Below are 21,153 nucleotides of genomic sequence, written 5' to 3'. Positions count from 1 at the left end.
AAGGTGATGTACACGACTAATACCGTCGAAGGCTACCACCGTCAGTTGCGTAAAGTGACTAAAACGAAAGGCGCTTTTAGCTCAGACGTAGCCCTGCAAAAGTTGGTCTATTTGACGATCCAAAACCTACACACCAAGTGGGAGACGACAACCTATAACTGGAAGGAGTTGATTAACCAATTCAGTATTATCTTTGACGAACGCATTCAAGCCCATCGCTTCGACTAAACCCCGCTGACACAGTTCAGCGAGCACATCCAACAGATTGCTTGCATCAAAATCATGTATTCAAAGTGCGCTGTGATACGGACAAACTATTACCTGACTATTTACAACTCATATCTGGATCGCCCTATGGTAAACGCTTTTTTGTACTAAACTCCAAGCAATCCACTAATCTTGCTTCGATTAATCAAACTCAGCTTAAGTCCTTTCCAATACTTTTGCCAAGAATTTATGAGCAAACTGCTCTATCAGATAGAGTTGAGTCATTGGTGAAAATCATCGATCACGAAAGCGCACAATTATCCAAACTTCAACTACTCAAACAGGGCTTGATGCAGGATTTGCTGAGCGGGAAGGTGGCGGTGAGGGCGTAAGGGAAAAGACCACCCCCAACCGACCACCCCCAACCCCCTCCTAAAACAGGAGGGGGCTCTTGAAAGGGTACCCCGCTGTGTAGCCCCTCCTGTTTTAGGAGGGGTTGGGGTGGTTCTTCAGTTGGGCGGGGTGGCCCGTGCCGGTGGTAAAAACAGATAAATCCATGCGAAGCGGACAATTGAATAACCTGAACGTACTGACGCCTATCCGTAAAGAGCTACGGAATGGCGCAACCGAAGCCGAAGTAACGCTGTGGCACCACCTGAAAGGTCGGCAACTGGCCGGGCGTAAGTTCAGACGACAACATAGTATTGGCCTCTTCGTACTGGATTTTTATTGCCCTTCAGATCGACTCGCCATTGAAGTAGACGGCGATGTTCATAACACCCCCGATGCCATCACCCACGACGAAGAACGCCAGCACGCCATCGAAACGCTGAACATCACGGTCCTGCGATTCAGAAACGACGATGTGTTGCACCGTATCGATCAGGTATTATCCCGGATTCACGAGTATCTCGGGACTGCCGATAACCCTGGGTGACTGGGAAGAACCACCCCCAACCCCCTCCTAAAACAGGAGGGGGCTTTTGAAAGGGTACCCTACTGGGTAGCCCCCTCCTGTTTCAGGAGGGGGTTGGGGGTGGTAGTCTTTAGAAGGGGTGGTAACCTCATAACTTACCAACCATCTCAGCGGGGTTCACCACCGGCAACTTGCTCTGGTCCGCCAGCCGGAAGTCTTTGGTATTGCCCGTCACGAAGTACTGAATAGCCGGGTTACCCAGCGCCGTCTGGTACTGAAACCCGTCTTCCAGATCCGTAATGGTCATCAACTGACTGGCCGATACGAAGGTGTTTTTATCGGCCCCTGCTACCTGCACCAGGTTCAGGAAACTCCCTAACGCATCGCGCTGTTTCTGCCCCCGCTTTCCGGCGCGGTGCAATACATAGGCCACCGTGTACACTGATCCGGCAGAGATGTAAATCGTCACCCGGTTTTCTTCGGCAGCCAGGAACAGGCGGGTCGCTTCGTCTGCATACGTATCCTCTCGGTCCAGCAGCCAGTCGAGAATCACGTTTGTATCCAGGAAGATGGTCATAGGCCGTAGCGGTCTTTATACATTATATCCCGAATCTGCTTATCGGTTTTCTGGCTCAAACTACTTTTAGCGATACCCCGTAAATTCAGGGCGCTGGGGGTGGCCGGCACCGATTCGCTCAGGCTGTTGTCTACCGGTGCTAGGAGTTCTTCGATCATCGCCGACAGGGACTTATGCTGTAGTTTGGCCAGTCGTTTGGCATTGGCCACTACTCGCTCATCAACCGTCAGGGTTAATTTTACTTTGCCCATATACGTGTCTTTTTAGGAGATATACAAAGATACGTATTTGCGGGCACGCCAGTCGTGAACACACGATTAATCTGGTATATTGCATTTCCTTACCACTCAACCGTATGTCTGAATATCTCCAAACGGAAAAACCGTTTCTGACTCAACTGCATGACCTTGGCTGGACCATCACCAATCAGCCCGCTGGTATCCCGCAGGACCCCACCCGCTCTGACCGCAGTAGTTTTAAAGAGGTTACCCTGAAGGCCGTTTTCAAGCAGGCCGTTTACGCCATCAACGTCACCGAAGGGGGGCAGTCCTGGCTAACCGATGCGCAACTGGAAACCGTATATGAGGAAGTGACCACCCACACCCGCAAACCCCTGATCGAAGCCAACAAAGCCGTTTGGGAGATGTTGCTGGGCAAACACAAAATTATCGTCGACAAGAACGAACTAACGGGTGAAGAGTCGGTCCCCGTCCGGCTGATCGATTTTACTAACCCCGGTCGGAACAGTTTTAAGGCCATCAACCAGTTTCGCATCGATACCCCCGGCATGGGTAAGGGGTTCATCATTCCCGACATCGTACTGTTTGTGAATGGCCTGCCACTGGTGGTAGTGGAGTGTAAAGTCCAGAATGAATTCACGGCCAACCCGCTCGATGAGGCCGTTAAGCAACTCCAGCGCTACAGTAATCAGCGCGAAACCACCCAGCGTGACGGACTAAAAGAAGGCGAGGAAAGTCTGTTCTGGTTCAATCAGTTCACCGTGGCCACCTACGGCGAAAAGGCGTACTATGGCACCATTACGGCCAGTAAAAACCACTATTATGAGTGGAAGGACATTTATCCCGAACGGTACAAGACCTTTACGCCACCACTAGGCAAGGTACGCTCGCAGGAGACCCTGATCCAGGGTATGCTCCCCCCCGACACCCTGCTCGATATTGTACAGCACTTTACCCTGTTCAAACCCGAAGGCAACGGTCGGGAAAGTAAAGTGGTCGCTCGGTACCAGCAGTTCAGGGCAGTGGGTAAAACCATTCGGCGATTGCTGGACGGACAAACCCCGCTGGAACGGTCGGGAGTGATCTGGCACACGCAGGGTAGTGGCAAAAGCCTGACCATGGTGATGCTGGTGCGTAAACTGCGCTCCACGCCTGCCCTGCAGGATTACAAAGTGTTACTGGTCAACGACCGGATCGACCTGGAAGATCAACTGGGCGAAACCGCCACCCTGACCGGGGAGAAAATTGACTTTGTGGAAACTACCGCCCAGCTCAAAGCCAAACTGGCTACCCCCAGTTCCAACGTGGTGATGGTGATGATTCATAAGTTTCAGGAACGCGTCCGCACGGATCATTCGCTGGTGGGGCAGGTCCTGCGTATGGCGGCTGAACCCCTTCCCACCTACGGCCAGTTTGGTGAAGTGAACCGCTCCGAAAAAATCCTGATTCTGATTGACGAAGCGCACCGCTCGCAGGGCAGCGACATGGGCAACAACATCTTCGAAGCCTTTCCGAACTCGACCAAGATTGCCTTCACCGGTACACCCCTGATTACCGACCGGCACAAAAAGAAAACCCACGAACGGTTCGGTTCCTACATCGACCAGTACAAACTAACCGATGCCGTCCGGGATGGGGCTACCCTGCAAATACTTTACGAGGGTAAAACGTCAGACGATGCCATCCGCAACAAAAGCCAGTTCGAGTCGAAATTTGACGACCTCGTCAGTGACCACACGCCGGAAGAGATCGAACGTATCAAGAAGAAGTACGGCACTTACGGCGACATCCTGGAAGCCGAGAAGCGCATCGAAGCCATCGCTACCGATCTGGTTGATCATTACGTTGATAACATCCTGGTCAACGGATTCAAGGCGCAGGTGGTAGCCAGCAGTGTACTGGCCGCCGTACGCTATAAACGGGCCATCGAACAGGCCATCCAGACCCGGCTGGAAACCGAACGAACGAAAGCCAAACCCAACCCCGAGCTGATCGAAAAGATTGCGTTTCTGAAAGTGGAAACGGTCGTGTCCTCGCAGGGTACCAATGAGGATGCCATCATTACCAATGCCCGTAAATCGTCCCTGGCCAATAAAGCCGTCGATAATTTCAAAGAGCGGTTCGATTACGATAAACCCCTTTCGGGTATTGCCCTGCTGGTGGTGTGCGATATGCTACTGACGGGTTTCGATGCCCCTATCGAACAGATCATGTATCTGGACAAGAAGATGAAGGAACACAACTTGTTGCAGGCCATTGCACGGGTGAACCGGACCTATAAGGGCAAAACGCGGGGATACGTCGTTGACTACATCGGCAACACCAACAACCTGCGGGAAGCGCTGAAAATCTACAGTGCTGAAGAAGTGAATGATATTCTGGATTCATTCCGGAACATCACCTCCGAAATTCCCATCCTGGAGCAACGCTACAACCGGCTCATCCAACTGTTCAGGGAACAGGGTATCGACCAGATTGATAAGTATGTGCAGCAGGTGATTACGGACCCCACCGTGCGGGCCGCCCTGCTGGAACGCTGCGTGGAACTTGCAGAAGATGTGAAATTCCGGGCCGATTTCGAGGTGTATTACAAGCGGTTTACCGAAAGTATGGACATCGTTTTACCCCACGCGGCTGCCAACACCTACAAAATTCCGGCGCAGCAATTTGCGCACCTGCTGTTCACCATTCGGCAGCGCTACAAAGACGCCACCATCAGCCTGGACGACGTGGGCGAGAAAATCAAACAACTCATCAACGCGCATTTGATCAACCTGGGGATTGACCCCAAGATACCACCCATCGAACTCTTCTCCGACCACTTCGAGGAGCAAATCAGCAAAAACACCAACCCCAAGTCGGTAGCCTCCGAAATGGAACACGCCATCCGCAAGCACATTAAGGTCAGCTTTGACGACGACCCGTCGCTGTACAAAAAACTCTACGAGAAGCTGGAAGCCCTGTTGCAGCAACATCAGCAGGACTGGGAAAAACTGGTGCAGGACCTGAAAGCCCTGCGGGACGAGACCCTGGCCGGACGCAAACAAACTGAAGAAGGTGTATCGACTGTAGAAGCACCCTTCTTCGATTTGATGATCGATCTGGCATTTGGCAAGACTGCACCCGATAAACCCACCCGCGAGCGGTGTAAGGCAATCAACGCCGAGATCATCGACAAGCTGGAATCGACCATTGACTTCATCGACTTCTGGAACCGGGGGTTCGAAATCGAGAAGATACAGAGTGAGATCAGTGATATCATGCTGTTCAGTGCTATCAAACCACTGGTTGATCAGCGGGAGCGGATCGCCAGTGAAGTGATGGCTCTGGCCAAGCGACGACACAATCAGTTAATTGGCCAACCCGACGCATGATGGGGGAGGTACCTGCTTATACGGTAAAACGCAGTCAGCGCAAGACGCTTAGTATCTACCTGGAACGGGATGGTACGATCAGCGTACTGGCCCCGGAGCACTTTACGGACGAGGAAATCCATACGATTGTGCGTCGTAAGAACTTCCAGCTGTATAAGCACCTCGCCGAACGGGATGAGTTGAACGCTACGCGCAGTCTGCGGGAGGTGGTGAACGGAGAGACATTTCCGTATCTGGGCCGTAACTACCGCCTGCAGCTGGTTGATGCGCAACCCGTGCCCCTGTTACTGAAAGAAGGATACTTCTGCCTGAAACGTACGGATAAAGACAAATCACAGGAGATTTTCAAGGAATTCTACCGGGCCAAAGGCATACCCCGGATCACCAAACGGGTAGAGTATTTCAGGGGGCGGATGGGCGTTGAAACCGGTCAGGTTCGGGTGATGGATTTACAGCACCGCTGGGCTTCCTGCTCGGTAATCACAGGGGATCTGAACTTTCACTGGAAATGCATGATGGCCCCTCTGTCGATTCTGGATTACATCATCGTCCATGAAATGGCCCACCTGAAATTTGACAACCACTCCGACGCTTTCTGGAATGAAGTGGACAAGATCATCCCCGACCACCGCGAGCGCAAACAGTGGCTGCGGGTCAACGGGGCCGGTATGGATTTATAGGATGTAGGGGACTTCTAACAGGCAGTCCATCTATTTGTACTGTGAAACGAGTGCACACCTCACTGAGAGTAGTAAATGGATACGGCGGGAAATTCATTAGTCAAACTTTAACCCAAAAACCCGATATTTGCCCTCTCAAAACTATCTGGACAACGGGTTGTACGGCTTGCTTGTCTTCATTCGCTGATGTCACAAAAAGTAGTGCTTGCCTTTAGTGGAGGTCTCGATACCTCCTTCTGCGTTAAATATTTATCTGAAGACCGGGGTATGGAGGTGTACTCCGTACTGGTCGATACGGGCGGTTTTTCCGACGATGAACTCAAGGCCATCGAAGAACGGGCGTATTCCCTCGGCGTTAAGTCGCACGTAACCATCTCCAAAACGGACGATTATTACCAGCAATGCCTGAAGTTTCTGGTGTTTGGTAATGTTCTGAAAAACAACACATACCCACTCTCTGTCAGTGCGGAGCGGATTTTTCAGGCGATAGCAGCCGCCGAGTATGCGCGGGAAATTGGTGCAACGGCCATTGCCCATGGCAGTACCGGTGCTGGTAACGATCAGGTGCGCTTTGATATGGCGTTCCGGATCATTGCGCCCGATGCCGAAGTCATTACGCCTATCCGTGACCTGCGCCTGTCGCGCGAGGCCGAAATCGAATACCTGAAAGCCAAGGGTGTTGATCAGGAGTGGCACAAGGCGGCTTATTCCATCAATAAAGGCCTCTGGGGAACCTCGGTAGGAGGGAAGGAAACGCTCACGTCCGATCAGTTTCTGCCCGAATCAGCCTGGCCGACGCAGGTTACCAAGTCGGAATCGGAAACCATTACGCTTACGTTTGAGCACGGTGAAATAAAAGGTATTGCCGGACCGTCGCACGGGGGCGAAGACTTTGAGAATCCTGTTGATGCTATCCGGAAGCTGACCGAACTGGCCGGGCCATTCGGCATTGGTCGCGATATTCACGTGGGCGACACCATTATTGGTATCAAAGGCCGGGTTGGTTTTGAAGCGCCCGCTCCGCTGATTCTGATCAAGGCACACCACACGCTGGAAAAACACGTGCTGGGCAAGTGGCAGTTGTACTGGAAAGAGCAGCTGGCCAACTGGTACGGCACCATGCTCCACGAAGGTCAGTTTATGGACCCCGTGATGCGGAACATTGAAGTTTTCCTGAACGATACGCAGGCGCACGTGACCGGAAAAGTACACGTCCTGCTGGCTCCCTACCGTTTCCAGGTACTGGGCATCGAATCGGACCACGATCTGATGTCGGCGAAGTTTGGTTCGTATGGCGAGATGAACAACGCCTGGACCGGCGACGATGTGCGGGGCTTCTCCAAAGTAGCGTCCAACCAGGTAATGATTTACGGAAAAATCAACGATCAGTGATCGGTAAAGCGCGAAAATACTGCGCTCCCCGGAGCATTGGCTACCCCCTTCAGCTACTCGATGTAGTGGTGGACGGGTATGCGCGTGGAGCGTATAAAAAGCGGAACTACGGCCCCGTCAACACCGATGCCCCGGCCATACTGATCATGACTTCCGGGCATCTGGGCGACGCGCTGATTCTGAGTTATGCCTTTCCCCTCATCCGGGCGCAATACCCAAACGCGCAGATCGATGTGCTGGCCGGCAGCTGGTGTGATCCCATCTGGAAAGATAACCCCTACATCCGGCGGGTCATTCACCTGAATCACGTCAGTACCAACCGGCGGCCACTATCCAGATGGGGGAAGTGGCAGGAGTTTTTCCAGACCTCCAAATCAGCGGTGAAAGCACTTCGGAATACGGTATATGATTTTTCGGCCGATGTTCGATTCTCGGATTCGCCCATGCACTTTGTGCTGCCGTGGCTAAAGATCAAACAGAAGTTTGGGTTTGGTACGCGGGGCTTTGGGGGATTACTCGACAGCGAGTTTTTTATTCCGGATGGCGAAATACACAACTTCGATCTGATTCTGAATGTGTTAAAGCCAATGGGTGTGACGGGAGATCTTCGAACGGTAGCGCCTTATTTTTTTCACCCGGTACAATTGCCCGCTCAGTTGTGGACTAAAATGAATCGGCCGGTTCCGGCCCAGAAACCGGTATTGATTTTTCCGGAATCGGGCAATGAAGTACGCATGCTGTCCATCGATTTCTGGGCCAGGCTGGCCAGCCGGCTGCTGGTTACAAGCCCGTATCCGCTGGTGTTCAGTGGGCAAAAAGCGTTTACTACGGAGCTGTACGAACGCGTTCTGGCCGATAACCCCGCGGAAGCTGAACGCCTTGTTCCGGCCATTGGTAATCTGAACCTTTCAGATGTTGCCAGCCTAAGTGAGCAGGCGCAGGCGGCTTTTACGCTCGATTCGCTGCCCATGCACCTGTGTTGCCTGGGTTGCCCCACGTTTTCGTTTCAGAAGAACGGGATGGGAATTCAGTTTTTTCCGATTTCCATTCAGCCCACCACTGTCCTGCATGATCACCGGCTTAGCCGGGATTTAACCGTCGACCGGCCCGATTTTGTCAGCGAATACGTAACCGCTTTCGATGATAGTGTACTGGAAAAGGCTATGAACTGGTTCAGCAGTCTGGATAAACGTAGTCGGTCTGTAGGTGAATCAATTCGGTAACGTGGCGGTTAAAAACTACATATGGAAACAATAAATGTGGGTATCATTGGCGGAGCAGGCTACACGGGTGGCGAGTTGCTCCGTATTCTTATCAACCACCCGTTTGCAAAAGTCGCTTTTGTGCACAGCAACAGTCAGGCAGGAAAGCCGGTCTGGGCCACGCATACGGATTTACTGGGCGATACTGACCTCACTTTTTCGGACACGCTGCCACCACTGGATGGGGAGAACCTACCCGTTGATGTTATTTTTCTTTGTTCGGGTCATGGCGCATCGGTCACGTTCATGGCCGAAAACGAGGTATCCGACGATATCGCCGTAATCGACCTGAGCGCCGACTTCCGGGACCGGGACGCCGGACCGCTCCACGATGAATTTGTGTATGGCCTGCCCGAACTGAACCGGGAGCGGATTCAGGAATCCATGCGGATTGCCAACCCCGGTTGCTTTGCCAGCAGCATTCAACTGGCACTGCTCCCGCTGGCCAAAGCAAACCTGCTGACGAGTGACGTACAGGTCAGTGCCATTACGGGTAGCACGGGTGCAGGGCAGGCCCTGGCGCCCACTACGGGCTTTACGTGGCGCAATAACAACGTATCTATTTATAAGGCGTTCACGCACCAGCACCTGGCCGAAATTCGGCAGAGCCTGACCCAGCTTGACCCCGATTTCAAGTCTGCCATCAACTTCATACCCTACCGGGGCGATTTCACGCGGGGTATCATGGCTAATGTCTACACGACCTTTTCGGGAACACTGGAAGAGGCAACGCAACTGTACCGGAGTTATTACGAAACGCATCCGTTTACGCACGTCAGCGATGCGCCGGTCGATGTGAAGCAGGTGGTTAATACCAATAAGTGCCTGCTGCATCTGGAAGTACACGATGGGCAGTTGCTCATCACCAGCGTAATCGACAACCTGACCAAAGGCGCGTCGGGGCACGCCGTTCAGAACATGAACCTGGTATTCGGGCTGCCGGAAGATACGGGACTGCGGTTAAAAGCGGTTGCGTTCTAACTCTTTGGTAAGCCATGCTCGAAACCGAACGCCTTCTTATTGACAAATTTACGGTTGACGATGCCCCTTTCATACTTGCGCTGTTGAACATGCCTGCCTGGCTCGAATTCATTGGCGACCGGGGCGTCAGGACATTGGAAGATGCCCACCTCTACATTCTGAATAATCCTATAAGCAGTTACCGGCAGTATGGTTTCGGCCCCTATGCCGTCCGGCTAAAAAGTACGAACGCCCTTATTGGCATGTGTGGATTGCACAGGCGTACGTTTCTACCCGATATTGATATTGGTTTCGCCTTCCTGCCCAACTATGCCGGGCAGGGGTATGGCTATGAATCGGCATCAGCACTAATTGCTTACGGGCGGGATATACTGGGCTTTACGCGCATCACCGGCATTACGAAAGCAACCAACGCGAATTCGATCCGGTTGCTCGGAAAGCTGGGCCTGCGTTTCGAGAAAAAGTTCGTTTTCCATCCGGATCAGCCGGAAAGCCTACTATTTGGTATGGCATTGACGAAATCATAAACTCATCTGTGCTTGCTGCCAGGTTGCAAACTCAGCCAGATATAATTTATGCCGGGCCAAATCGGGTTGAAAGGTGTCGCCAAACGCTACGCGCTCAGCCGCTTCGTCCAGCGTTTTCACCAGACCAATGGCCTTCATGGTCAGGAGAATAGCCCCCATAGAGCCGCTTTCATTACTGGCGTTGAGTCGGACCGGCACGCCCGAAATGTCGGCCAGCATCTGCACCCAAAGGGTTGACTGCGCAAAGCCACCGTTGGCATGAATGACACGGGCAGAACCAGTATACTCTTTTAGCAATTCATTGATGCTCAGTAAATTGAACAGAACACCTTCTAGCGCAGCCCGAATAAAATGCGCCCGCGTATGTTGCCAATCTACGTGCAGATAAGCCCCCCGCACCGAGGCATCCCACAGCGGTGCCCGTTCGCCCTGCAAATAGGGCAGGAATAACAACCCATCTGAGCCGGGCTCTATTTTAGCGGCTTCTTCGAGCACGGTTTCGGTATCAAGCCCGGTCAGTTTATCGGCTACCCACTCCAGCACGTTACCCCCATTGTTCGTTGGCCCGCCCACGGCGTAGTAGCCTTCATCCAGAAAATAGCAGAACAACCGGCCTTTGGCGTCCCGCAATGGTTTGCGCACCGTCTGGCGAATGGCACCACTGGTGCCGATGGTCAGCGTAGCTGTCCCTTTCTTGATGGCTCCCGCACCCAGGTTAGCCAGGCAACCGTCTGACGCACCAATCACCAGAGAAACACCCGCCGACAATTCCGTTTCAGCCGTTTTGGGCCGGGGTTGGTACCATCGGAGATGGGTAGTGGGAACGGGAGTCGAGAGCTGGTCGAGCCGAACCCCGGCGTATGCCATGGCTTTCTGGCTCCATTGCCGCTTCTTTTCGTTGAACAGACCCGTTGCCGTAGCAATGGAGAAATCCACCTCAAATTCACCCGTCAGTTTATGCCAAAGAAACTCCTTGATGGAGCCGAACCTGGCCGTACGGTGGAGCAAACGGGGGTCGTGTTCGCGTAACCAGGCTAGTTTGCACAGCGGAATCATGGGATGAATGGGTGTACCCGTTTCCCGATAAATGGCATTGCCCAGTTTGGCCTGCGTACCCCGTAATTCATTGGCCTGCGCTTCGGCCCGGTTGTCGGACCAAAGAATAGCGTTACCCAGCGGAGTTCCGTCGGCATCCATCGGCAGCAAACTGTGCATGGCTGTGCAGAACGTAACGTGCGTGATGGTATGTCCACCCTTAGCTACTTCCTGACTCACCTCGGACATCACCTGCACGAAAGCCGACCAGATTTCGGCCGGATCCTGTTCGGCGTAGCCGGGTTCGGGGTTGAGCGTAGTAACGGGAGCCGATGCGTGCGCCAGAATCTGGTCTAAATCGGGCGGCATAGCCAGGGCTTTTACGTTGGTCGTACCGACGTCAACGCCAACGAAGCAATTCATACTACTAGTGGTTTAACAGCGGTCAGGTATCCAGCTGGTAAAAGGATTCCGCATTTTCTCCAAATACCTTCGCCCGTACTTCCTCGCTCCAGGGAGATAAATAGTCCTCGACCAGCGTTTTTACCTGCGTATAATCAGCTGCTACCAGGCAAACCGGCCAGTCGGAACCGAACAGCAGCCGGTTGGGGCCAAAGTGTTCGAAGACGACATCCAAGTACGGGAAAAAGTCTTTTTTACTCCAGGTATGCCAGTTGCCTTCCGTCACCATCCCCGATACTTTGCACGAAACGTTCGCGTTTTTAGCCATCTCCGCCATAAAATTCGACCAGCGGTTAATTTCCCGTTTCGTTACGTAAGGCTTGGCCAGATGGTCAATAACGAAGTTGACTTCCGGCACTGCGCGTACCAGATGAAGGGCCGCTTTCAGTTGGCTGGGGTAAATCAGCAAGTCGTACGTCAGGCCGAAACGGGCCAACTGACGGATACCCTGTACGACCGCCGGACGTATCAGAAAATCGTCGGGTTCGGCCTGCGCCACGTGCCTGTACCCTTTAATAACCTTGTATTGCGAAAAGTAGTCCAGCCGCTCCAATAACGTTTCCGACTGTAAATCGACCCAGCCGACCACCCCTTTTATGATGTCGTACGTTTGGGCCAGGTTGACTAAAAATTCCGTTTCCTCCTCCGATTGCGAAGCCTGAACGGCCACACAACCGTCGATGCCGTTCTGAGCCAGCACCGGCTCCAGGTCGGCGGGCAGGAAATCGCGCTGGATGATGGCCATATCGTCCGTAATCCAACTGTCGCGGACGGGGTCGAAATGCCAGAAATGCTGATGAGCGTCAATCGTCATAGACTCAGGAAAAAATGGACGGTGTAAGAGCAACGAGGTGTAATGAAGTAGCAACCAGGCTTATGTACCCTATCTTCATTGTCCCTTTTACATCGTCCATTTTCGTTATTCATTGTAAGAAACGGCTGTTTGTTTTTGCTTGCCCAATCCTTCGATGCATAACTCAACTACGTCGCCGGGTTTCAGGTAACGGGGTGGTTTCAGTCCCAGACCCACACCTGCCGGTGTACCGGTCGAAATGATATCGCCGGGGAGCAGGGTCATAAACTGACTGATGTAGCTAACCAGCGTTGGAACGTCGAAAATCATATCGTCGGTGTTGGAGTTCTGCAATTCCTCGCCGTTGATACTGAGCCAGAGGTTCAGCGCGTTTGGGTTTTCCACCTCATCTTTCGTCACCAGATACGGTCCCAGCGGTGCGAAGGTATCGGCACTTTTGCCTTTCACCCATTGCCCGCCACGCTCAAGCTGCCACGCCCGCTCGCTATAGTCATTATGCACGGCATAACCAGCTATGTAATCAAAGGCATCGTCCAGTTCAACATAGCTGGCTCGCTTACCAATGATAATGGCCAGTTCTACCTCCCAGTCGGTTTTTTCGGAGCGTTTCGGGATAACCACGTTGTCATCCGGCCCGCAGAGCGCTGTAGTTGCTTTGAAGAACAGAATGGGTTCCGCTGGACTAGGGGCGTTGGTTTCAGCCGCGTGTTTGGCGTAGTTCAGGCCAACGCAAACAATTTTGGATGGTCGTTTAACGCAGGGGCCAAACCGTTGGTCGGGGGAGATTTCGGGGCAGGTGTGCGCATGGGCTTCCAGCCAGTGGGCCAGCCGGTCGGGGCCATTCGTCGCGAAGAAAGACTCATCGTAATCTTCACCGAAATGCGTTACATCGACGTGTTTGCCGGTGGTGGGTAGTACAACGCCAGGATGTTCGTGGTCGGGCGGGCCGAAGCGAAAAAGTTTCATAGACTCGTATTCAGGTTTTTGATAAAAGGGGGCAGATGGTTTTTTTTAATCATGGCATTGTCGTTTTCCCGTCCCCCCATCACATAAAAAAGCCCCGGTATTGCTACCGGGGCTCCAATCTAGGAAAAAAATCCTGTCTATTACCCAACGCTGCCTTCCAGACTAATGGCCAGTAGTTTCTGGGCTTCTACGGCGAATTCCATCGGGAGCTGCTTCAGCACCTCTTTGGCGTAGCCATTGATGATAAGAGCAACGGCCTGCTCCATCGGGATACCGCGCTGGTTGCAGTAAAACAACTGGTCTTCCCCAATTTTCGATGTCGTGGCTTCATGCTCTACTGTAGCGGATGGGTTACTCACCTCCAGATACGGAAAGGTGTGCGCTCCGCATTTGTCACCCAGCAACAGGGAATCGCACTGGGAGTGGTTCCGGGCGTTTTCGGCCCGTTTCATCACTTGTACCAGCCCGCGATACGAATTCTGGCTTTTACCCGCCGATATACCTTTCGACACAATCCGGCTCTTGGTGTTCTTGCCGATGTGTACCATTTTGGTACCTGTATCGGCTTGCTGCATGTTGTTGGTAACGGCCACGGAGTAGAACTCACCGATGGAGTTATCCCCTTTCAGAATAACGGATGGGTATTTCCAGGTGATTGCCGAGCCGGTTTCTACCTGTGTCCACGATATTTTAGAATTTGCTCCCTCGCAGATGCCCCGCTTGGTCACGAAGTTGTAAATACCACCTTTGCCGTCTTTATCGCCCGGATACCAGTTCTGTACCGTCGAATATTTGATTTCGGCGTCGGCCATGGCAATCAGTTCTACTACAGCCGCGTGGAGTTGGTTCTCATCCCGCATGGGAGCAGTACATCCTTCCAGGTAACTCACGTACGACCCTTCGTCGGCTATAATCAGTGTCCGTTCGAACTGCCCCGTACCAGCCGCGTTGATGCGAAAATACGTCGAGAGCTCCATCGGGCAACGGACGCCTTTGGGAATATAGCAGAACGAACCGTCGGTAAAGACAGCCGCATTCAGAGCCGCAAAGTAGTTGTCTTTTGCGGGTACAACGGACCCTAAGTATTTTTTGACCAGTTCCGGATGTTCGTGAACGGCCTCCGTGATGGAACAGAAAATAATGCCGCGTTCGGCCAGGTCTTTCTTGAAGGTAGTGGCTACCGAAACCGAATCCATAACCGCGTCGACCGCCACACGGGGCCGCTCGCCGGGGCGTGGTTCGTCGTCCAGATTATCCACCACGCCAGTCAGGCGTTTCTGCTCGCTGAGCGAGATGCCAAGCCGGTTAAAGGTATCGATCAGTTCGGGGTCAATTTCATCCAGGGAGTTGACCGTCTTTTTCTGCTTTGGGGCCGAATAGTATTTGATTGCCTGGTAGTCAATTTTGGGATAACTGACATTGGGCCAATGGGGTTCGGTCATTTCCTGCCACATCCGAAAGGCTTTCAGTCGGTTTTCCAACAGCCAGTCGGGTTCGTTTTTCTTGGCAGAAATAAAGCGAATGGTACTCTCATCCAAACCCATTGGGGCTTCATCGGCCTCAATCAGTGTCTCGAATCCGTATTTATATTCGGAGTTGGTTATGCTTTCTAAAATGTCAGCGTCCTTGCTCATAGTCTCGGTTAATTAGCTGGCTTTTTTACGCCATTGCACTCTATTTTTAACAAGTTAACAGATGGGTACGTTCCGGCCATATTGGACAAATATCGTAAAGTTTCCGTTGTTTCAGGCAACGTTGGCCGGATTGTCCACGCGTAGTAACGAATAAGGTTTTACCGGATAGCAGCATGTCTCGTGTTCATGCTGCTATCCGGTAAAACCCCGTCACTAACTTTTCGTCAATTAACTTCGTTTCAAAGAACTACCACGCTGATTTAGTTATGGCAGGCAGGTGAACTCCGTAAGAGTCGCTCAATACCTACCGGAAGCGGCTTCTGCCCGGCGAATCCAGTCCGCGCAGCGCGAGGTAAAACGCAAGTACGTAAATCAGTTGATTGCCGGCTCCGGACCAGTCTTCTTTCAGGGTTGTACCGAACAGGAGAACACCCATCAGTACGCCACCCATCAGATAGCCCCACTTACCAAACTGACCGCCGACCAAAATCAGGACGCCGATGACCAGTTCTATAAATGGAAGCGTAAACAAAAAAACCTTCGTAAGAACTGGTGGTAGAAGGGTGTTGGCGAAACCAGCACCCGTTTTGGCAACAAAAGCGTTTAGTTTGGGAATGCGCACCAGACCGTGCATGAGCATATTGATACCCAGCCCGATACGAATGACCAACTGTGCCAGTTGATTATTGGTCATTTTTCTCGTCTGCTTCGCCCTCTTCTACGGCTTCTTCCGCAAGGACATCGTCATTTACTCCATCAATAGCCTCGTCATTCACTTCTTCTTTGATTGGCTCCGGGCCTTGCGCTGTCACTGGATTCATCCGTTCCACCTGCGAAACCCCCGGAGTAGCTTCTTCAGCCTGAGCCATCAGTTGCGCTACACCCTGGTTGTCATCATCGGCAGGGTCATACTTGGTATTATTAACCGTATTCATAGTTCTGATAGATAAGAGTTTACATCTACACGCTTCCCAACTGGGTTACATAATCACCTAATGCGTTGTTATCGTCCGGCTGATTTTCCTGCTCACCGTTGTCCGACATATCGGTTGGATTACCATCGTCATCAATTGGCTCGTCGCTGAATACATTCTCTTCCGTCTCCACCGACTCCTCTTTGTCATCATTGGTCGTAGGGGTAGTATCCTGATTTCGAAAAATGTCGGGACTAATCCGACTCATCCTCGAACCGATTCGGCTAGTATCGGGTAGTAGCAAATCATCCTGTGGCGTTGGCATAGTAGTAGGCAGTATGTGTACTGCTGATAACTCGGTATAATACCCAAAGGTTAGACTTATCTCCGTATTATGGAAATTAGCCATCTGCCTGCACGGAACGGGCTCCTCGGGCTACAACTCAGGTTTGCATGAAACGAATTTTTATCAGAAGGAACCGTAGGTTTTTTGTCGCTGTGGCCGCGTTGCTGGTATTGGGTGGTATGGCCTATGTGAACCGACCGATTGCGGCCCGACCTAATATCCTGCTTATTTTCACGGACGATCAGGGCTATCACGATGTGTCCTATTATGGTACGAAAGAGCTCCGGACGCCCCATATTGATGGATTGGCTCAACGGGGAATGCGTTTCGATAATTTCTATGCAAACTGTCCGGTTTGCTCACCCACGCGGGCGGCCCTGCTGACGGGGCGTTTTCAGGATCGGGTGGGCGTTCCGGGTGTTATCCGGACGAATCCTGAAGATAGCTGGGGCTATCTGGACCCGACAGTTCCGCTGCTGCCTGCCGAACTCAAAAAAGCTGGCTACCATTCGGCTATTGTCGGCAAATGGCATTTAGGACTCGAATTACCTAACCTGCCCAATCAGCGGGGCTTCGACGAGTTTCACGGCTGGCTTGGCGATATGATGGACGATTACGTTACGCACCGTCGGCATGGCATCAACTACATGCGCCATAACGCCGAAACGATTGACCCACCCGGCCACGCTACCGACTTGTTTACCCGCTGGTCGGTGGACTATATTCAGGAACGGGCTAAGCAGAACCGGGATAATAAGCATCCTTTCTTTCTGTACCTGGCCTACAACGCCCCTCATTTTCCGGTGCAACCCCCAAATGCCTGGCTACAAAAAGTGAAACAGCGCGAACCCGGCCTGAACGAGACCCGCGCCAAACTGGTCGCTTTTATCGAACACATGGACGATGGTATCGGGCAGGTAATTCAGGCGTTGAAAGAAAGCGGTCAGTACGAAAATACCCTCATTATTTTCAGCAGCGACAACGGCGGGCACTTACCCAGTATGGCCAATAATGGCCCCTCCCGCGATGGCAAACAGAGTATGTACGAAGGGGGATTGCGGGTGCCAACCTGCATAGCCTGGCCGGGTGTGGTTCAGGCAGGAGCCGTTTCGGAACAGATGAACCTCTCGATGGATCTGTTCCCAACCTTGCTGGAAGTGGCTGGTCTCAGCGCATCAAACCCTATTGAAGGACGGAGTTTTCTGAACGTTCTGCGGGGCGAAAAACCAGTGCCCGAGCCTTTGCGCGCCCTGTATTTCACCCGGCGCGAAGGGGGTACGGACTGGGCCGGGCAGTGCAGCTACGCCCTGCGGCTGGGCGACTGGAAATTGGTGCAGGATAAACCCAATCAGGCTCCTGAACTGTACAATCTCAGAACAGACCCGCTGGAAAAAAACAACGCTATTCAGGAGCAACCGCAGCTATACAGAAAACTGAATGGGCTACTCATGCAGCACATTCAGGAGTCGGGGCGGGTACCCTGGCAAAAACCGGCGCAGTCCGGCAAATGAAAAGCCTTTTTTCGACCAAAACCTGTCAATTGCATGAACCGATACCTCATTTTGTTTTTTCTGTTGCTCAACAGTTGGATGACTGTTGATTCCGCCCATGCACAGACTAAAACCGGCAAACCTAATTTCATTGTTATTTTCACCGACGACCAAGGATACGGCGATCTGGGCTGTTACGGCCATCCCACCATCAGAACCCCTAACCTCGATCGCATGGCCGCTGAGGGGCAGCGATGGACTAATTTTTACGTAGCTGCCAACGTATGTACCCCTTCGCGGGCAGCCCTCCTGACGGGGCGGCTACCAGTCAGAACGGGCATGTGCAGCGATACCCGCCGAGTGCTGTTTCCTGACTCGGACGGGGGACTTCCGCAGAGCGAAAACACCATTGCCCGGATTCTGAAAAAGCAGGGCTATCGTACAGCAGCTATTGGCAAATGGCACCTCGGTCACTTACCCGCCTATTTGCCCACAAGTCATGGATTCGATTCGTATTACGGCATTCCGTACAGTAACGATATGGATCGGGTCAACTCGGTGGAGGCTCGCGAAGCACTGATGAATCCTAAAGTCGAGTATTTTCAAGTGCCCCTTATGCGCGACACCAGCGTTATCGAACGCCCCGCCGACCAAACCACCATCGTTAAACGGTACACGCAGGAAGCGCTGGAATTCATCGCCCGGAACAAACAAAAGTCCGGTGCGACCCAGCCCTTTTTTCTGTATCTGGCCCATTCCCTGCCCCATGTGCCACTGTTTGCTTCGAGCAAGTTCAAAGGCACCAGCGAACGCGGTCTGTATGGCGATGTGATTGAAGAAATTGACTGGAGTACGGGGCAGATTCTGGACGCGCTCAGAAAAACGGGTTTGGATAAGAACACGTATGTCATTTTCACGTCGGACAATGGCCCCTGGGTAATTTTCGATGAAAACGGAGGTAGTGCCGGGCCGTTATTTGGCAGTAAAGGCACCAGCTACGAAGGTGGTGTGCGCGTACCGGCCATCATCTGGGGACCGGGCCGGGTTAAACCCGCCGTTATTTCAGAAATGGGTAGTACTCTCGACCTGTTGCCCACAATCAGTGCCCTGGCCGGGGCTACCCTCCCTACCGACCGCGTTTACGATGGTTATAGCCTGATACCCGTGTTGGATGGAACGAGCAAAAGCCCCCGAAACGAGATGTTGTACTACCACGGCACCCGGCTGTTTGCCGCCCGCAAAGGCGCGTTTAAATGCTATTTCTACAGGAATAATCCACAGGGCTATCCCGAAAAGATGGAGAAACTCGATACGTATACTTTATTCAACCTCCAGCATGATCCCTCGGAGCGGTTCGATATAGCTGCCAAATACCCCGAAAAAATTCGGGAAATTGACGAAATGGTCCGGCAGCACCGGGCTTCACTGGTAGTGGCACCGAGTAATCTGGAAAAACGGATTGTCAGCCAGAAGAAATGACGTGAGCAGGTGTACCCTGATTACTCAGCACAAGCAGCTATTGACCCTAAGAAACTTTATAAATCAACAGGCAGACTCAGGTACGTACTTTGGGTACATGACCGTTACTGTGTTATATCTCTCTTCTTTATGTCTCGACTAATCAACGTAATTCTGCTACCGTTTGGGTTGTTGCTCTCCTTCTTCGCGAGTGCGCAATCCACCCGCGATCCTTTGTTTATCTCGTTCGATGGGACCCGGATTCATTACGATATTTTGGGGGAGGGGAAACCGGTCGTCTTGCTGCATGGCTTTATTTCCAATAGCGAAAGCTGGAAACGCGCTCCCGTCCGTCAGGCGCTGGTCGATGCTGGTTTTCGGGTTATTACGCTCGATTTACGGGGAAATGGCCTGTCTGACAAACCGCACACAGCCGAAGCTTATGAGCGTAATGCGGAGTTAAAAGACGTGATGTCGCTCATGAAATTCCTGGGCGTAGGCACGTATGACGTAGTTGGTTATTCCCGTGGGGCTATCCTGACAGCCAAACTGCTGACGATGGACAAGCAGATACACAAAGCCATAATGGGGGGGATGGGCCTCGACTTTTCGGACCCGAACTGGTATCGGCGTAAAAACTTTCACGAAGCACTGACAAAACCGGGCAGTCATCCCGAACTCCAGTCGGCTGTTGACTACGCTAAAAAATCGGGAGCCGATACCGTTGCCCTGGCCCGAATGCAGGAATTTCAGCCCGTTACCACGCCGGAGGAACTGGCAAAAATAACCGTTCCGGTACTGGTGGTCAACGGCGATATAGATACGGATAACGGCGACCCCAGGAGGCTGGTCGATGCTATTCCCGGCTCTAAGCTAGTCATGGTTCCGGGCGACCATGGCGGGGCCATGCGCACCCCCGAATTTGCGAAGGCCGTTGTCGATTTTTTGACAAAGTAGCCTGATGCGCCAGCCCGATTATTCGGTTTCGTTCTTTATCAGCAGTCGATTATTCGTCAATACAAGACTACTTATCGCGTTGGCAATCAGGGCGATGATTGGATAAATAAGGTAGACTTTTAAGGTAAAACTGCTTGTGTTGCCGGGCTTGTCAACTGACTGTCCGGTAACCAGTAACTTGTACAGGATTATCCAGGCGACCCAGGCTATGGCAGTGCTTAGTAACCAATTTAACAGGAATACTGGTTTTTCTTTCCTGATTATCAGTGGTATACAAAGGGCGTTGACCAACTGACCCACGTAATAAGCATTTACCCCATTCAAAACAGCATCCCCTGTTCGGTTGGTGCTGATATACGGTCCCCATTTCACCCAGATAAAAAGAGTAAGCGGCAGGGTGATAAACCAGATACCCGGTTTAACTACAGCCGGATGAATTTTTAGGATGAGGTATTGGGCAATGGTTATCAAAACAGGAAATAGAAGTATACCGCCCACTCCGGTCATCCAGCTAAACAGATGGGCCAGTACGGGCAACGCGATCCAGCGAAAAGATAGATTTTCGTGCCAGGTATAGGGGTCGAACGTGTTTTTAATGATTGCTTTCGTCAAAAATTATCGAGAGCGTTAGCCCGGTATGAGACCTTTAAGTAATGCTGATAAAATAAGGTGACATTTTAAGCAAGTACGAGATAGGTAAGTTGTGGATTGATTGGATGAGGGCGAATGCGGGTCAGGTCAATTTCCGACCGCGCCGTTTTTAGTCCCTTTTCGTATTGCTTTTCCACTATTCGTACCACTACCGACAATCCTGTTTGAGTGGAAGTCTGGCTAATCAGGTTGCGGACCGTTTCGTAATCCCATAAAATTACCCCCGCCATGGCCCGATGCACCTGCGAAAATAAGCGATGCTCAATCGGAT

The 21,153-nt window shown here is 52.2% G+C and carries 23 protein-coding genes; 12 read left to right on the top strand and 11 right to left on the bottom strand.

What is annotated here, in order from left to right:
• The 3 genes from B157_RS39575 to B157_RS0102375 form a co-directional block, all read left to right on the top strand.
• Positions 1-228 (top strand): transposase (locus B157_RS39575; RefSeq protein ID WP_020601785.1); only part of this gene is annotated, 228 nt, incomplete at its 5' end.
• Positions 229-269: 41 nt separating this feature from the next.
• Complete coding sequence (locus B157_RS40370) at positions 270-599, top strand: restriction endonuclease subunit S (protein ID WP_084761741.1); 330 nt, start codon at positions 270-272, stop codon at positions 597-599.
• A 164-nt stretch (positions 600-763) separates the two neighbouring features.
• Complete coding sequence (locus B157_RS0102375; protein WP_020601783.1) at positions 764-1,144, top strand: endonuclease domain-containing protein; 381 nt, start codon at positions 764-766, stop codon at positions 1,142-1,144.
• A 127-nt stretch (positions 1,145-1,271) separates the two neighbouring features.
• Here the strand turns inward: B157_RS0102375 and B157_RS0102370 are convergent, their stop codons facing one another.
• Positions 1,272-1,700 (bottom strand): type II toxin-antitoxin system VapC family toxin, encoded by a 429-nt coding sequence (locus tag B157_RS0102370; protein ID WP_020601782.1) that lies wholly within the window; start codon positions 1,698-1,700, stop codon positions 1,272-1,274.
• The gene (locus tag B157_RS34190) at positions 1,697-1,951 is read right to left on the bottom strand and encodes a DUF6364 family protein (RefSeq protein WP_020601781.1); all 255 of its coding nucleotides are present in this window, start codon (positions 1,949-1,951) and stop codon (positions 1,697-1,699) included. Before B157_RS34190 ends, B157_RS0102370 begins: the two co-directional genes overlap by 4 nt.
• 104 nt (positions 1,952-2,055) lie before the next feature.
• Between B157_RS34190 and B157_RS0102360 the strand changes: the two genes are divergently transcribed.
• The 6 genes from B157_RS0102360 (at position 2,056) to B157_RS0102335 (ending at position 10,155) form a co-directional block, all read left to right on the top strand.
• Positions 2,056-5,313 carry a type I restriction endonuclease subunit R gene (locus B157_RS0102360; protein WP_020601780.1) on the top strand — a complete coding sequence of 1,086 codons (3,258 nt, stop codon included), beginning with the start codon at positions 2,056-2,058 and terminating at the stop codon, positions 5,311-5,313.
• Positions 5,310-5,993 carry a M48 family metallopeptidase gene (locus tag B157_RS0102355; RefSeq protein ID WP_020601779.1) on the top strand — a complete coding sequence of 228 codons (684 nt, stop codon included), beginning with the start codon at positions 5,310-5,312 and terminating at the stop codon, positions 5,991-5,993. The genes B157_RS0102360 and B157_RS0102355 overlap by 4 nt, the downstream gene beginning before the upstream one ends.
• Positions 5,994-6,179: 186 nt before the next feature.
• On the top strand, positions 6,180-7,385 hold the full coding sequence (locus B157_RS0102350) for an argininosuccinate synthase (RefSeq protein WP_026308429.1): 1,206 nt from the start codon (positions 6,180-6,182) through the stop codon (positions 7,383-7,385).
• Positions 7,382-8,608 carry a glycosyltransferase family 9 protein gene (locus B157_RS0102345; RefSeq protein ID WP_020601777.1) on the top strand — a complete coding sequence of 409 codons (1,227 nt, stop codon included), beginning with the start codon at positions 7,382-7,384 and terminating at the stop codon, positions 8,606-8,608. Before B157_RS0102350 ends, B157_RS0102345 begins: the two co-directional genes overlap by 4 nt.
• Before the next feature lie 21 nt (positions 8,609-8,629).
• Complete coding sequence (gene argC, locus B157_RS0102340) at positions 8,630-9,628, top strand: N-acetyl-gamma-glutamyl-phosphate reductase (RefSeq protein WP_020601776.1); 999 nt, start codon at positions 8,630-8,632, stop codon at positions 9,626-9,628.
• Positions 9,629-9,642: 14 nt separating this feature from the next.
• Positions 9,643-10,155 (top strand): GNAT family N-acetyltransferase, encoded by a 513-nt coding sequence (locus B157_RS0102335; protein WP_020601775.1) that lies wholly within the window; start codon positions 9,643-9,645, stop codon positions 10,153-10,155.
• Here the strand turns inward: B157_RS0102335 and B157_RS0102330 are convergent.
• The 7 genes from B157_RS0102330 to B157_RS0102295 form a co-directional block, all read right to left on the bottom strand.
• Entirely contained in the window at positions 10,150-11,613 is a 1,464-nt protein-coding gene (locus B157_RS0102330; RefSeq protein ID WP_020601774.1) for a gluconokinase, read from the bottom strand. The two genes, B157_RS0102335 and B157_RS0102330, sit on opposite strands and share 6 nt — an antisense overlap.
• A 22-nt stretch (positions 11,614-11,635) precedes the next feature.
• Positions 11,636-12,466: an amidohydrolase family protein gene (locus B157_RS0102325; RefSeq protein WP_020601773.1), complete on the bottom strand. Its 831-nt coding sequence runs from the start codon at positions 12,464-12,466 to the stop codon at positions 11,636-11,638.
• A gap of 105 nt (positions 12,467-12,571) precedes the next feature.
• The gene (locus tag B157_RS0102320; RefSeq protein WP_020601772.1) at positions 12,572-13,432 is read right to left on the bottom strand and encodes a fumarylacetoacetate hydrolase family protein; all 861 of its coding nucleotides are present in this window, start codon (positions 13,430-13,432) and stop codon (positions 12,572-12,574) included.
• A gap of 140 nt (positions 13,433-13,572) precedes the next feature.
• Positions 13,573-15,066 carry a Fe-S cluster assembly protein SufB gene (sufB, locus tag B157_RS0102310; RefSeq protein ID WP_020601771.1) on the bottom strand — a complete coding sequence of 498 codons (1,494 nt, stop codon included), beginning with the start codon at positions 15,064-15,066 and terminating at the stop codon, positions 13,573-13,575.
• Between the two features lie 304 nt (positions 15,067-15,370).
• A complete protein-coding gene (locus tag B157_RS0102305) occupies positions 15,371-15,760 on the bottom strand; it encodes a hypothetical protein (RefSeq protein WP_020601770.1) in 390 nt (129 codons plus the stop codon).
• Entirely contained in the window at positions 15,750-16,001 is a 252-nt protein-coding gene (locus tag B157_RS0102300) for a hypothetical protein (RefSeq protein WP_020601769.1), read from the bottom strand. The genes B157_RS0102305 and B157_RS0102300 overlap by 11 nt, the downstream gene beginning before the upstream one ends.
• A 25-nt stretch (positions 16,002-16,026) precedes the next feature.
• On the bottom strand, positions 16,027-16,305 hold the full coding sequence (locus tag B157_RS0102295; protein WP_026308428.1) for a hypothetical protein: 279 nt from the start codon (positions 16,303-16,305) through the stop codon (positions 16,027-16,029).
• Between the two features lie 128 nt (positions 16,306-16,433).
• On the opposite strand from B157_RS0102295, the gene B157_RS0102290 reads away from it, so the two are divergent.
• From B157_RS0102290 to B157_RS0102280, 3 genes are all read left to right on the top strand, one after another.
• Complete coding sequence (locus B157_RS0102290; protein ID WP_020601767.1) at positions 16,434-17,837, top strand: sulfatase family protein; 1,404 nt, start codon at positions 16,434-16,436, stop codon at positions 17,835-17,837.
• 33 nt (positions 17,838-17,870) lie between these two features.
• Complete coding sequence (locus B157_RS0102285) at positions 17,871-19,295, top strand: sulfatase family protein (RefSeq protein WP_020601766.1); 1,425 nt, start codon at positions 17,871-17,873, stop codon at positions 19,293-19,295.
• 129 nt (positions 19,296-19,424) lie between these two features.
• Entirely contained in the window at positions 19,425-20,231 is an 807-nt protein-coding gene (locus B157_RS0102280; protein ID WP_026308427.1) for an alpha/beta fold hydrolase, read from the top strand.
• 18 nt (positions 20,232-20,249) lie between these two features.
• Here the strand turns inward: B157_RS0102280 and B157_RS0102275 are convergent, their stop codons facing one another.
• On the bottom strand, positions 20,250-20,843 hold the full coding sequence (locus B157_RS0102275; RefSeq protein ID WP_020601764.1) for a hypothetical protein: 594 nt from the start codon (positions 20,841-20,843) through the stop codon (positions 20,250-20,252).
• Positions 20,844-20,908: 65 nt separating this feature from the next.
• On the bottom strand, positions 20,909-21,153 hold a 245-nt coding region (locus B157_RS34185), incomplete at its 5' end, for an ISAzo13-like element transposase-related protein (RefSeq protein WP_020601763.1).

It is taken from the genome of Spirosoma spitsbergense DSM 19989, assembly GCF_000374085.1.
Taxonomy (GTDB): Bacteria; Bacteroidota; Bacteroidia; order Cytophagales; family Spirosomataceae; genus Spirosoma; species Spirosoma spitsbergense.
The sequence above is the reverse complement of the archived record's forward strand: the minus strand, read 5'-3'. Positions and strand labels throughout refer to the sequence as shown.

Excerpts from the sequence above, each read along its gene's own strand:
- B157_RS0102375 (WP_020601783.1), top strand. The coding sequence starts at position 764 with ATGCGAAGCGGACAATTGAATAACCTGAACGTACTGACGCCTATCCGT.
- B157_RS0102370 (WP_020601782.1), bottom strand. The coding sequence starts at position 1,700 with ATGACCATCTTCCTGGATACAAACGTGATTCTCGACTGGCTGCTGGAC.
- B157_RS34190 (WP_020601781.1), bottom strand. The coding sequence starts at position 1,951 with ATGGGCAAAGTAAAATTAACCCTGACGGTTGATGAGCGAGTAGTGGCC.
- B157_RS0102360 (WP_020601780.1), top strand. The coding sequence starts at position 2,056 with ATGTCTGAATATCTCCAAACGGAAAAACCGTTTCTGACTCAACTGCAT.
- B157_RS0102355 (WP_020601779.1), top strand. The coding sequence starts at position 5,310 with ATGATGGGGGAGGTACCTGCTTATACGGTAAAACGCAGTCAGCGCAAG.
- B157_RS0102350 (WP_026308429.1), top strand. The coding sequence starts at position 6,180 with ATGTCACAAAAAGTAGTGCTTGCCTTTAGTGGAGGTCTCGATACCTCC.
- argC (WP_020601776.1), top strand. The coding sequence starts at position 8,630 with ATGGAAACAATAAATGTGGGTATCATTGGCGGAGCAGGCTACACGGGT.
- B157_RS0102335 (WP_020601775.1), top strand. The coding sequence starts at position 9,643 with ATGCTCGAAACCGAACGCCTTCTTATTGACAAATTTACGGTTGACGAT.
- B157_RS0102330 (WP_020601774.1), bottom strand. The coding sequence starts at position 11,613 with ATGAATTGCTTCGTTGGCGTTGACGTCGGTACGACCAACGTAAAAGCC.
- B157_RS0102325 (WP_020601773.1), bottom strand. The coding sequence starts at position 12,466 with ATGACGATTGACGCTCATCAGCATTTCTGGCATTTCGACCCCGTCCGC.
- B157_RS0102320 (WP_020601772.1), bottom strand. The coding sequence starts at position 13,432 with ATGAAACTTTTTCGCTTCGGCCCGCCCGACCACGAACATCCTGGCGTT.
- sufB (WP_020601771.1), bottom strand. The coding sequence starts at position 15,066 with ATGAGCAAGGACGCTGACATTTTAGAAAGCATAACCAACTCCGAATAT.
- B157_RS0102305 (WP_020601770.1), bottom strand. The coding sequence starts at position 15,760 with ATGACCAATAATCAACTGGCACAGTTGGTCATTCGTATCGGGCTGGGT.
- B157_RS0102300 (WP_020601769.1), bottom strand. The coding sequence starts at position 16,001 with ATGAATACGGTTAATAATACCAAGTATGACCCTGCCGATGATGACAAC.
- B157_RS0102295 (WP_026308428.1), bottom strand. The coding sequence starts at position 16,305 with ATGCCAACGCCACAGGATGATTTGCTACTACCCGATACTAGCCGAATC.
- B157_RS0102290 (WP_020601767.1), top strand. The coding sequence starts at position 16,434 with ATGAAACGAATTTTTATCAGAAGGAACCGTAGGTTTTTTGTCGCTGTG.
- B157_RS0102285 (WP_020601766.1), top strand. The coding sequence starts at position 17,871 with ATGAACCGATACCTCATTTTGTTTTTTCTGTTGCTCAACAGTTGGATG.
- B157_RS0102280 (WP_026308427.1), top strand. The coding sequence starts at position 19,425 with ATGTCTCGACTAATCAACGTAATTCTGCTACCGTTTGGGTTGTTGCTC.